At 75.8% G+C, this 11,206-nt stretch carries 14 protein-coding genes; 12 read left to right on the top strand and 2 right to left on the bottom strand.

Going from position 1 to position 11,206, the window contains the following annotated elements; genetic code table 11:
- The first annotated feature begins 301 nt into the window (after positions 1-301).
- The 6 genes from ACFXAM_RS34390 (at position 302) to ACFXAM_RS34365 (ending at position 3,692) form a co-directional block, all read left to right on the top strand.
- Positions 302-721 carry a roadblock/LC7 domain-containing protein gene (locus tag ACFXAM_RS34390; RefSeq protein WP_380297310.1) on the top strand — a complete coding sequence of 140 codons (420 nt, stop codon included), beginning with the start codon at positions 302-304 and terminating at the stop codon, positions 719-721.
- An 8-nt stretch (positions 722-729) separates the two neighbouring features.
- A complete protein-coding gene (locus ACFXAM_RS34385; RefSeq protein ID WP_380297308.1) occupies positions 730-1,272 on the top strand; it encodes a DUF742 domain-containing protein in 543 nt (180 codons plus the stop codon).
- On the top strand, positions 1,253-1,936 hold the full coding sequence (locus tag ACFXAM_RS34380; protein ID WP_380297306.1) for an ATP/GTP-binding protein: 684 nt from the start codon (positions 1,253-1,255) through the stop codon (positions 1,934-1,936). Before ACFXAM_RS34385 ends, ACFXAM_RS34380 begins: the two co-directional genes overlap by 20 nt.
- 263 nt (positions 1,937-2,199) lie before the next feature.
- The gene (locus ACFXAM_RS34375; RefSeq protein ID WP_380297305.1) at positions 2,200-2,328 is read left to right on the top strand and encodes a hypothetical protein; all 129 of its coding nucleotides are present in this window, start codon (positions 2,200-2,202) and stop codon (positions 2,326-2,328) included.
- Between the two features lie 196 nt (positions 2,329-2,524).
- Positions 2,525-2,797 (top strand): hypothetical protein, encoded by a 273-nt coding sequence (locus ACFXAM_RS34370; protein ID WP_380297304.1) that lies wholly within the window; start codon positions 2,525-2,527, stop codon positions 2,795-2,797.
- An 82-nt stretch (positions 2,798-2,879) separates the two neighbouring features.
- Entirely contained in the window at positions 2,880-3,692 is an 813-nt protein-coding gene (locus ACFXAM_RS34365) for a winged helix-turn-helix domain-containing protein (RefSeq protein WP_380297303.1), read from the top strand.
- Positions 3,693-3,758: 66 nt separating this feature from the next.
- On the opposite strand, the gene ACFXAM_RS34360 is transcribed toward ACFXAM_RS34365, so the two are convergent.
- Positions 3,759-4,541: an IclR family transcriptional regulator gene (locus tag ACFXAM_RS34360; RefSeq protein WP_380297301.1), complete on the bottom strand. Its 783-nt coding sequence runs from the start codon at positions 4,539-4,541 to the stop codon at positions 3,759-3,761.
- Between the two features lie 400 nt (positions 4,542-4,941).
- Here ACFXAM_RS34360 and ACFXAM_RS34355 point away from each other — a divergent pair, with 400 nt between their 5' ends.
- The 6 genes from ACFXAM_RS34355 to ACFXAM_RS34330 all read left to right on the top strand — a co-directional run bounded on the left by ACFXAM_RS34355 (position 4,942) and on the right by ACFXAM_RS34330 (position 10,938).
- Entirely contained in the window at positions 4,942-6,012 is a 1,071-nt protein-coding gene (locus tag ACFXAM_RS34355) for an ABC transporter substrate-binding protein (RefSeq protein ID WP_380297300.1), read from the top strand.
- A gap of 100 nt (positions 6,013-6,112) precedes the next feature.
- Positions 6,113-7,132 (top strand): NrtA/SsuA/CpmA family ABC transporter substrate-binding protein, encoded by a 1,020-nt coding sequence (locus tag ACFXAM_RS34350; protein WP_380297299.1) that lies wholly within the window; start codon positions 6,113-6,115, stop codon positions 7,130-7,132.
- A gap of 170 nt (positions 7,133-7,302) precedes the next feature.
- Positions 7,303-8,109, top strand: coding sequence for an ABC transporter permease (locus tag ACFXAM_RS34345; RefSeq protein WP_380297311.1), 807 nt, complete (start codon positions 7,303-7,305; stop codon positions 8,107-8,109).
- Positions 8,106-8,843, top strand: coding sequence for an ABC transporter ATP-binding protein (locus ACFXAM_RS34340; RefSeq protein ID WP_380297298.1), 738 nt, complete (start codon positions 8,106-8,108; stop codon positions 8,841-8,843). The genes ACFXAM_RS34345 and ACFXAM_RS34340 overlap by 4 nt, the downstream gene beginning before the upstream one ends.
- 49 nt (positions 8,844-8,892) lie before the next feature.
- Positions 8,893-9,858: an ABC transporter substrate-binding protein gene (locus ACFXAM_RS34335; RefSeq protein ID WP_380297297.1), complete on the top strand. Its 966-nt coding sequence runs from the start codon at positions 8,893-8,895 to the stop codon at positions 9,856-9,858.
- Between the two features lie 3 nt (positions 9,859-9,861).
- On the top strand, positions 9,862-10,938 hold the full coding sequence (locus ACFXAM_RS34330) for an LLM class flavin-dependent oxidoreductase (protein WP_380297295.1): 1,077 nt from the start codon (positions 9,862-9,864) through the stop codon (positions 10,936-10,938).
- Here ACFXAM_RS34330 and ACFXAM_RS34325 read toward each other — a convergent pair.
- Entirely contained in the window at positions 10,909-11,079 is a 171-nt protein-coding gene (locus tag ACFXAM_RS34325; RefSeq protein WP_380297293.1) for a hypothetical protein, read from the bottom strand. The two genes, ACFXAM_RS34330 and ACFXAM_RS34325, sit on opposite strands and share 30 nt — an antisense overlap.
- Positions 11,080-11,206 lie beyond the last annotated feature (127 nt).

Genomic DNA, 11,206 nt, shown 5'->3' with positions numbered 1-11,206 from the left:
GCCCGGCGCCCGCCCCGGCGGCGCTGCCCGCCCCGGCGGCGCTGCCCGGCCCGTCCGGCGGCGAGCCGGCGCCGCTGGCCCGCCGCGCGCGCGTACCGCCGCCGACCAGGCTCGTCCGCGCTCCGCGCGTCACGGCGGAACCGGGCGCACCCGCCGGTCCGTTGTCCGACGGGCCGACCGAAGGCACCGCACCACCCGCACCACCGGCACGACCCGGTCGACCCGCTCGACCCGCACCACCGGCAGGACACGCACCACACGCAGGACACGCACCACCCGCACCAGCGGAAGGAACAGATTCATGACCACTACGACGCAGTCGCCCGGAGACCTCAACTGGCTCCTGGACGACCTGGTGGGACGCGTCGCCGCACTGCGGCATGCGGTGATCCTCTCCAGCGACGGCCTGGCCACCGGAGCCTCCCGCGACCTCGACCGCGAGGACGCCGAGCACCTGGCCGCCGTCGCGGCGGGCTTCCACAGCCTGGCGAAGGGCGCCGGCGGGCACTTCAAGGTCGGTGGCGTGCGCCAGACCATGGTCGAGCTGGACGAGGCCTTCCTGTTCATCACCGCCGCCGGTGACGGCAGTTGCCTGGCGGTGCTGAGCGAGGCCGAGGCGGACATCGGCCAGATCGCCTACGAGATGGCCCTGCTGGTCAAGCGGGTCGGCGAGCACCTGGCCGCCGAGCCGCGCGCCGACGTGGCCCCGCCCGGGAGATGAGCGGTCCGATGGCGGACGAGGAACCGACACCGGTGCCGCCGGACCCGGAGCCGGCCCCGGTCTCGGGGCCGGTCCCGGGAGCGGACGGCCCGGGGCCGGGCGGGCGGGAGCCGGACGGCCCGGACGGGGGCGAGCCCGGGCTCGACCTGTTCCAGCCGCGGACCCCGGTCGACGACCGCTGGTTCGACGACGAAGCCGGCCCGGTGGTGCGGCTGTTCTCGATGACCCGCGGCCGCACCCGGCCGGTCGAGGACGGCCTGTTCGACCTGATCTCGCTGATCACCGCCAAGGACCCCGCGCCGGCCACGGGGGCCGTGCCCGCGCACGTGCTCGACCCGGAACACCAGACCATCCTGGCCTGGTGCCGCCGGGAGCCGATCTCCGTGGCCGAGCTCGGCTCCTACACCGACCTGCCGGTCAGCGTCGTGCGCGTCCTGCTCGGCGACCTCTACGACGCCGACCTGATCAGCGTCACCCGACCCGTTCCGCTCGCCGAGCTGCCGGACGAGCGCCTGCTGCGAGACGTGATCAATGGACTCCGTGCGCTCTGACCTCCCCGCGACCGCGCCCGCCCCGGTGCCGTCCGCACCGGCGCCGTCCGCCCCGGTGCCGTCCGGCGGCGACCGGGCCAACGACCCGCGCTGGCGGGGCGGCCCGGCGGTCGCGGTGAAGATCCTGGTCGCCGGCGGCTTCGGCGCGGGGAAGACCACCCTGGTCGGCTCGGTCAGCGAGATCCGCCCGCTGCGCACCGAGGAGGAGCTCAGCGAGCTGGGCCGCCCGGTGGACGACACCGCGGGCGTGGAGGCCAAGCGCACCACCACCGTGGCGATGGACTTCGGCCGGATCGACCTGCGGCCCGGGCTCGCCCTCTACCTGTTCGGCACGCCCGGCCAGGACCGGTTCTGGTTCGTCTGGGACGAGCTGGCCCGGGGCGCGCTCGGCGCGGTGGTGCTCGCCGACACCCGCCGGCTGGCGGACTGCTTCCCCTCGGTGGACTTCTTCGAGCAGCGCGGCATCCCGTTCCTGGTGGCCGTGAACTGCTTCGAGGGCAGCGAGGTCTTCGCCCCCGAGGAGGTCCGGGACGCGCTCGACCTGGACCCGGGGATCCCGGTGGTGCTCTGCGACGCCCGTCTCCGCGAGGACGGCAAGGAGCTGCTGGTGGCGCTGGTCGAGCACGCGGCGGCCCGCCGCCGGAGCGCGCCGGCCGCGGTCTGAGGGGCCGCGGCACGGCTTCTCCGGCGCCCTCCGCGACGGGTGGCACCGCGTCAGCGTCTCATTCCGGTGTTCACATGCCGGACGATCGCAGCGCGGCAGGTTGCCTTGACCGGCCCGGCGTGGAAGGCTCTGGGAAGAAGGCCGCCCGGCCCGCCGCCGGGATGCCTCGAACGTGCCGCGCACCCATGGTGCCCGGCACGCGCGCCGCGGCACGCCACAGGGACGTGCCGGCGCACCGGGACCAGAGGGGGGAGGGCCGCACCGTGAACGCCGAGCAGCGACGTGCCGCGGCCGTGTCCGCCGCCCTGGTCCTCCCCGCCCCGGTCACCCCGGCGCTGACCGTCCGGCGGTACATCGACCACGCGCTGATCTGCAGCGCCTGCTGTCGCTGACGTCGCCACCCTTCGCCGACCACCTCACCGTCGCCGCCGCCCGCCGCCCGGGGAACCCTCCCGGCCGGTTCGGCCCCTCCGGACCACCCCAGCGGGTCCGGCTGAAGGCGACGGCCCCTCGCACCGTCGACCCGGCAGCTCCGGACAGCCGTCCGGCGCGCCGCCGTCGTCCCTGCCCGCTTCGCGGAGAGCACCAGTGAACCTCGCCAGCACCACCCTCCACCCGGCCACCGCCACCACCGTCACCGTCGGCGCCGCTCTCCGCGCCGCCGCGGGGACGGCCGGGGCGGCACGGGCGATGCGGTGCGCGACGGGGTCCACCTGGCCGGATGGGCGCGGGAACCACGCCGTGGACGGCAGAAGAGGTCGGTACCCCGACCTTGAGCCGTTCTGGACGTCCCGGCAGCCGCACCTGTTCGACCAGACGTGTCCGGGGTCGCCCAGCGCGTCCCGGCACTCCTTCCGCTGACCTCGGGTCAGTCCTCGGCAGTACGCCCGGTCGACGCGCAGACGACTCCACCCCGTCCGTCACGCGCGAAATGAGCGGCATCATGTCCTCCACCTCCACCGCCACCCTTCCCCTCCCCTCCGCGACCCCGCACCTGCGCGCGGTCCGCTCCGTCTCCCCGACCCCCGACCGCCGCCACGGCGGGCCCGTCGCGCCCGCGACGGCCGGCCCGACCGTGCCCGCGCCCGCTTCCGGCCCGGCCCCGGTCGTGCCCTCGCTCCCGCCGCAGGCGCTGCTCGCGGCGCTGCCCGAGGGCGCGGCGGTGGTCGCCGCGCTCCCGCAGGGCTCGCTGCCGCAGGCCCTGCTCGCCCAGTACGGGGCGCAGTTCGGCGCCTCGGCGGGGCAGCCGATGGTCGGCTACCTGGTGCTGGTCCCGGCCGAGGGCGGTGCCGCGCCGGCCGGCTTCCCGGTCGCGTCCATCGGGGCCCCGGCCCCGGCTTCGGCTCCGGCCCCCGCGCCCTTCGGTTCGGCGCCCTTCGCCTCCGGCCCGTCCGCCGCGCCGCTGTCCGTCCCCGCCGCCGCCGCGCCGTCCGCCACCGGGAGCCACGTGCGCCCGGTGCGGCCCGCCGGCCGCGGCATCACGGTCGACGTCGAGCGCCGCAACGCCTACGTGGACGGGCGGCTGCTCGACCTCACCTACCTGGAGTTCGAGCTGCTCGCCCACCTGACCGAGCACCCGCAGCGGGTGCACACCCGCGACCACCTGGTCTCCGCCGTCTGGGGCTACGGCCACGTCGGCGACGGCCGCACCGTGGACGTGCACGTGGCCCGGCTGCGCCGCAAGCTCGGCGTGGCCTACCGGGACAGCATCGTGACGGTCCGCCGGGTCGGCTACAAGTACACCCCGGTCGCCTGATCCCTTCCCTGGCGGGGCCGGGCGTTCCTCCGAACGCCCGGCCCCTTCGGCATGAGTGACGCCCCGTCAGATCCGCTGGTCCGGCGGCAGCAGCAGGACGGCGAGCGCGGCGGCGCAGGACCGCGCATGGCCGAGGAACCAGTCCAGCCGCTCGTCGGTGAGGTGGACGGGCGTCGAGCGGACGGCGAGCGCGAACCGGGCCTGTCCGGCGCCGTCCAGCACCGGGACCGCCACGGTGCGCACCCCGGCCGCCGACTCACCGTCGTTGAGCGCGTGGCCGGCCGTCCGGACCTTCGCCAACTCCTCGTCCAGCCGGCCCGGTTCGGTGATGGTCCGGTCGGTGAACGGCGGCAGCGGACCCAGCGTCGAGACGCCCGCGTCGCCGGGGCGCGGCCAGGCCAGCAGCACCTTGCCGAGCGCGGTGGAGTGCAGCGGCCGGCGCAGCCCGAGCCCGGTGTCCGGGCGGACCGAGGCGCCGACCAGGATCACCGCGTGGGGGCCGCTGCGGATCGCCAGGTCGGCGGCGGCGCCGGTGCGCCGCGACAGCAGGTCGAGCTCGGGTGCGGCCAGGTGCAGTCCCCTTTGGTGGAAGGAGAGTTGGCCCAGCTCGGCGACGGCCGGGCCGAGCCGGTAGCGGGCCGTCTGCTCGTCCTGCTCCAGGAAGCCGGCGCTGACCAGGGTGCGGGCCAGCCGGTGCGCGGTGGAGACCGACAGGGCCATCCGGCGGGCCAGGTCCGAGGCGCTCAGGTCGGGGCCGTTGTCGTGGAAGCAGTGCAGCAGCCCGAGGGCCCGCTGGACGGCCTGGGCGCCGGCCGGCGGTCCCTGGGCGGCGGTGGCGGCCTCGGCCATGGCACCTCTCGTTCTGTTCCCGGCTCCGGCCGATTCACCGGAGTTGCTCCCAGACTATGGCAGCGCGTGCTGCGGGAATGTGTCAACGGCGTTGCAAAAGGATGCCGTTCATGAACAACCGATCCCATGATGTGGCAAACCCTTGTCCACCGGCCGCTCGTCGTGGAACGCTCGGCACAGCGCACCGGACGAACCCCGTCCACCGCGCGCCGACCGCAGGAAGGAGCAGCGCCGTGACGTACCGCCGGTGCCCCGCCCCCTGCGCCTGTTGTCGCTGACGCGCCGCTTCCGTCCGCGTCGACCACCCTACGCAACTCCCCGCCCCGCCAAGCCTGGTGACCCGTGCCGCGCCGCGCCCCGCCGCAGCCGCGCGCACCCTGCCGCAGAGGACCAGCCCACCGTGCCCAGCCACGACCGCTCCACCACCGCCGCCGCCGCGGCGACGACCGCACCCGCCCCCGAGGCGCCCGACACCCTCTGGTTCACCCGCTGCCCCGTCCCCACCGCGACCGGCATCGCGGCCGACCGGGGCTGGCTCGGCCGGGAGTTCGCCGCCGACGGCATCGCCGTCCGCTCGCTCCAGGACGTGCCGCCGGAGGTGGCCGCCGACCACCACTACACCCACGCGCTGACCGGACTGTTCCGGGAGGGCGGCAACGTGCCGGCGCTGTGGGCCCGTTCGCGCGGCGAGCGGACCAGGCTGATCGGGCTCACCTGGATCGAGGAGCGGCAGGTCGTCCTGGTCCGGGCCGGCAGCGGCATCACCGGTCCCGGGCAGCTGCGCGGCCGCAGGCTCGCCGTCCCACGACATGGGATCGCGATCGACTTCTGGCGGGCGATGGCGCTGGCCGGGCTGCACGGAGCGCTCTCGCTCGCCGGCCTCACCCTGGACGACGCCGAGCTGGTGGACATGCCGGCCGCGCCGGACGGCGGCCAGTGGGCGGCGGAACTGGCCGCGCTGCGCGACGGCGTGGTGGACGCGGTCTACGTGAAGGGCGCGCTCGCGGTCGAGGCGGCCCGGCGGATCGGCGCGGAGGTCGCCGTCGAGCTGGACGCGGCACCGGACCGCCGCGCCCGGGTCAACAACGGCACGCCCCGGCCGATCACCGTCCACCAGCGACTGCTGGACGAGCGCCCGGACCTGGTCGCCCGCTTCCTCGCCGTGCTGCTGGAGGCGGCCGACTGGGCCGCCGAACGGCCCGGGGAGGTCGCCCGCATCCTGAGCGCCGAGACGGGCGCAGGGGAGGAGGGCGTCGCCGGTGCCTACGCCCGCGGCGGCCACCGCACCCTGCACCTCGACCTCTCCGAGGAGCGCCTGGCCCTCCTGGAGCAGCAGAACCGGTTCCTGGAACGGCACGGGTTCCTGGCCGGCCCGGTCGACGTCCCCTCCTGGGCCGACCCCGAGCCGCTCCGTGCCGCCCGCGCCCTGCTCGCCGCCCGCCGCGCCGAAGGGCGGACGCACGGCGGCTGACGGCCGCCGCTCCCCGAAGCCCCCGGCGGCCCGCCCGCCCCGCCGACGCCGCCCGCCGACGCCCCCGACCCGACCTCGCCCCCTCTCAGGAGTCGACCCCGTGAACCCCTCCCGCCTCGCCCTCGCCGCCGCCGCACTGCTCGCCACCACCGCCCTGGCCGCCTGCGGCTCCTCCGCCGACGGCGCCGGGGACTCCTCCGCCGGCGGCAAGGCCGAGGTGGTGCTCCGGGTGCCCGACCCCGGCAACAACGGCTTCCTCGCCCTCGGGAAGAAGGACGGCTCGCTCGACCGGGCGCTGGCCGCCGTCCACGCCAAGGTGGCCTGGACCGGCAGCGCCGGCCCGTTCTCCCCCGCCGCCCAGGCGCTCTCCGCCGACCAGCTCGACGTCGCCCAGGGCTCGATCACCTCCGCCGTCGCCGCGCTCGCCCAGAAGCCCGGCTTCAAGCTCTTCGCCCAGACCGCCCCCGACGGCGTCGGCGAGGGCATCCTGGTGAAGAACGACTCGCCGATCAGGAGCGTGCAGGACCTCGTCGGCCGCAAGGTCGCCGTCAGCCAGGGCGGCACCAGCGAGTACCTGCTGCTGAAGGCGCTGGAGAAGAACGGCGTCCCGGCGGACAAGGTCGAGCGGGTCTACCTGCGCGCCGACCAGACCTCGGGCGTCTTCAACTCCGGCCAGGTCGACGCCTGGGCCACCTGGAACACCTTCTCCACCCCGACGATCGCCAACTCCGCCTCCCACTTCCTGGTCAACGGCAAGGAGGTCGGCTCCGACAACTACGCCGTCTGGGCCGTCCGCAACGGCTTCGCCGACAAGCACCCCGAGGTGGTCAGGGCCTTCTACGACTACCTGCGCGAGAACGGGCTCAAGGAGAAGGCCGACCCGGCCGCCTACCTCAACGTCTTCACCGACTCCGGGCCGACGGCCGTCACCCCCGCCGAGAAGGACGTCGCGATCGCGGTCTCCCGGCAGGGCTCCGCGGCCGGCGCCATCGGCGAGGGCGACATCACCCGGTTCGGCACCGTCGCCGCGTTCTTCGCCGACCAGAAGGTCACCAAGCAGCTGGTCGACGTCAAGCCCTACCTGATCGACGTCGACAAGCTCGGGTCGGGTGCCAAGTGAGCGTCACCACCGACCCGTTGAGCGGCCCCGCGGCCGCCGGACCGAACCCTGCCGGACCGGACACCGCCGGTACGAAGGCCGGACCGGACGCCACCGAGGCGGGCACCGCCGGAGCGGGCACCGCCGCGCCGGACGCCGACCGCGGCACCGCCGCCGCCCGCGCGGCCGGCCTGGTCGAGCCCCGCACCCGCCTGCGGTCCCCGCGCCCCCGGGCGCTCGCCCTCGTCCTGCGCACCCTCGGCCCGCTCGCCCTGCTCGGCGGCTGGGCCCTCGCCTCCGCCACCGGCGCCCTCACCCAGGACGTGCTGGCCTCGCCCGCCCAGGTGGCCGAGGCGGTCGGCGAACTGTGGGGCAACGGCCAGCTCGCCGACGCCCTCACCGTCTCGCTCACCCGGGCCGGCCTCGGTCTGCTGATCGGCGCCTCCGCCGGGCTGGTGCTCGGCGTCGTGACCGGCTTCTTCCGCCTCGGCGAGGAGCTGCTGGACTCCGCCGTCCAGGTGCTGCGCACCGTCCCCTTCCTCGCGCTCGTCCCGCTGTTCATGGTCTGGTTCGGCATCACCGAGACCGCCAAGGTCGCCCTCATCGGCGTCGCCACCAGCTTCCCGATGTACGTGTCGACCTCCGGTGGCGTGCGCAACACCGACCGCAAGCTCATCGAGGCGATGCGCAGCTTCGGCCTCGGCCGCTGGGCGATCGTGCGCACCGTGGTCCTGCCCGGCGCGCTCCCGGCGCTGCTGTCCGGACTGCGGCTGTCCATGACGCTCAGCGTGATCGCGCTGATCGCCGCCGAGGAGATCAACTCCACCGAGGGCATCGGCTACCTGATGGCCCAGGCACAGAACTACTCCCGCACCGACATCCTCGCCGTCTGCATCCTGGTGTACGGACTGCTGGGACTCACCGCCGACGGCATCGTGCGCCTCCTGGAGCGCTTCCTGATGCCCTGGCGCCAGGCCACCCAGGGAGCCACCCGATGAGCACCGCCACCGCCCCCGCCGCCGACACCGCGCCCGCCGCGGCTCCCGCCGTCCATCTGCGCGGCCTGCGCCGGGTGTTCGGCACCCGGGCCGTCCTCGACGGCGTCGACCTCGACATCGACCGCGGCGAGTTCGTCGCCCTGCTCGGGGCCAGCGGCACCGGGAAGACCACCCTGCTGCGCATCCTCGGCGCCCTGGACCGGGCCGACGCCGGCACCGTCCTGGTGCCGCCGGTGCGCACGGTGGTCTTCCAGGAGCCCCGGCTGGTCCCCTCCAAGCGGGTGCTCGCCAACGTCACCGTCGGCCTGCCGCGCGGCGCCGCCACCCGGGAGACCGGGCTCAAGGCGCTCGCCGAGGTCGGCCTCGACCGGCACGCCGACGCCTGGCCGGCCACCCTCTCCGGCGGCGAGGCGCAGCGCGCCGCGCTCGCCCGGGCGCTCGTCCGCGAGCCGCAACTGCTGCTGCTGGACGAGCCGTTCGCCGCGCTGGACGCGCTGACCCGGCTGCGCATGCAGGACCTCGTGGGCGACCTCGTCCGCCGCCACCGGCCCGCCGTCCTGCTGGTCACCCACGACGTGGACGAGGCCGTGCGGCTCGCCGACCGGGTCGCCGTGCTCCGCGACGGCGCGCTGGTGCGCGACGAGCGCGTCGCCGTCGAGCGCCCGCGCGACCCGGCCGACCCGGCCTTCGCCGAGCTGCGCCGGCGCCTGCTCGCCGACCTCGGCGTCCACTGACCCACCCCCGACCTTCCCGCCCCCGCCCGCACCACAGGAGCTGATCCCCTTGACCATCACCCTCGGCGTCCACGCCAGCAACCCCTCGCTCTACTACCTCTCCCGGCTCGCCTACCTGGACGAGGAGCTGGCCCCGCTCGGGGAGAGCGGCGCGTTCCACCACTACCGCGACGGCACCCGCACCGGCGAGCTGCTCGCCGACGGCACCATCGACTTCGGCGGCACCGGCTCCACCCCGCCGGTCACCGCCCAGGCCGCCGGGCACGACCTCGTCTACGCGGCGGTCTCCGCGCCCCGCCCCGACCACGGCGCGCTGCTGGTGCGCGCCGACGGCCCGGTGCGCACCGTCGCCGACCTCAAGGGCGGCACCGTCGTCCTCGCCATCGGCTCCTGGCAGACCCACCTGCTCGCCAAGGCCCTGCACGCCGAGGGCCTCTCCTACGCCGACGACGTCACCGCCGTGCGCCCGGCCGCCGGTGAGGACCAGGCGCGGCGGCTGCGCGAGGGGGAGATCGCCGGCTGGATCGCCCAGGGCGCCGAGCTGGCCGCCGCCCGTCGCGACGGCGGGTTCCGCGAGCTGGTCCGCACCGGTGACGTGATCACCGACCGCTCGGTGTTCTTCACCCGCCGGGGCTTCGCGGCCGAGCGCCCCGAGGTGGTCGCCGCGATCGCCGCCGCCCTGCGCCGCGCGGACGCCTGGGTGGCCGCGCACCTGCCCGAGGCCGCCGCGATCGCCGCCGAGGACCTCGGCGGCAGCGCCGAGGACTGGCACACGGCGCTGGCCGGGCTGCCGTGGCGGCTGGAGCCGGCGACCGCCGCGTTCGTCGCCGAGCAGCAGGAGGCGGCCGACATCTTCCACCGGGTCGGCTTCATCGACCGGGCGGTGACCGTCGCCGACGCCCACCTGCCCGCGCTGGAGGCCCCGGTGGCCGCCGCCGTCGCCCCCGCCCCCGTCGCATCCGCCCCCGCCGCGCCCGACGCCGTCGCGCACGGCACCGGCTCCGAGGCGGTCTGACCGATGGCCTCCGAAGTCCTCTGGTACATCATCCCGCGCGAGGGCCACTACCCGTGGGAGCCGGCCGGCCGCCGCCCGGTGGACCTGCGCTACCTCCAGCAACTCGCCGGCAGCGTCGAGCGCCTGGGCTACACCGGCGCGCTGCTGGCGACCGACCTCTACGACGTGTGGGACCTCGGCAACGCCCTGGCCGCCGCCACCACCCCGGCCTTCAAGCCGCTGCTGGCCGTCCACCCCGGGCTGGTCTCGCCCACCCTGCTGGCGAAGATGGCGCTCAGCTTCGACCACCTGCACGGCGGACGGCTGCGCTTCAACGTGGTCAACGGCTCCACCGAACAGCTGCGCGAGTACGGCCTGCACGTCGAGCACGACGACCGCTACCGGCTCAGCGCCGAGTACTGGTCGATCGTCAAGCGCCTCACCGCCGGTGAGGTCTTCGACCACAAGGGCGAGTTCTACGACCTGCGCAACGCCGGGGCGAGCCTGCGCGAACTCACCCCGGTCCAGCCGGGCGGCATCCCGCTCTGGTTCGGCGGCAGTTCACCGGCCGGCATCGAGATGGCCGCCGAGCACGTCGACGTCTACCTCACCTGGGGCGAGCCGCCGCAGCAGCTGAAGGAGAAGCTGGACCTGGTCCGCGCGCGGGCCGCCGCGCACGGCCGCAGCCTGCGGATCGGCCTGCGGCTGCACCTGATCGTCCGCGACACCGAGGACGAGGCCTGGGCCGCCGCCGACCGGCTGCTCGACGTCACCAGCGAGGCCACCTACGCCCGTCAGCTCGGCGGGGTGCGCGGCGAGGACGGGGTCGGCTGGCAGCGGCAGTTCCGCCAGCACGGCGGCAAGGTGCCCGCGCGGGCACGGGAGCTGGAGACGCACCCCAACCTCTGGCCCGGGATGAGCCTGTTCCGTCCCGGCCCCGGCACCGCCGTGGTCGGCTCGACGGCCCAGGTGATCGAACGGCTCCAGGAGTTCGAGTCGCTCGGCGTGGACACCTTCATCCTCTCCGGCAACCCGCTGCTGGAGGAGGCCCACCGGGTCGCCGAGACGGTGCTACCCGCGCTGGGGGTCCAGCGGCGGTAGGGCGCCCGGCAGGACCCCGGACAGCATGCCCGGGGGCGGGAACCCCGGCTGGGTGCCGGGCAGGACGGGGAACGGCAGCGGCGACGTCAGCGCCAGCTGCCGGGCGAACCGGGCGACGGCCCGGAGGAGGTACGTCCGCACGGCGGGCTCCCGAGGTCTCGAAGGACGCGTACGGACGGTCCAACGAGCGCGGTGCCCGGCCGGGCACGCCACGACCGGCCGGGCCCCCCGCCCCACCCCACCCCCGGGGCGGTCGCGTATAAACAAA

It is taken from the genome of Kitasatospora sp. NPDC059462 (assembly GCF_042749955.1).
Classification (GTDB): Bacteria; Actinomycetota; Actinomycetes; order Streptomycetales; family Streptomycetaceae; genus Kitasatospora.
The sequence above is the reverse complement of the archived record's forward strand: the minus strand, read 5'-3'. Positions and strand labels throughout refer to the sequence as shown.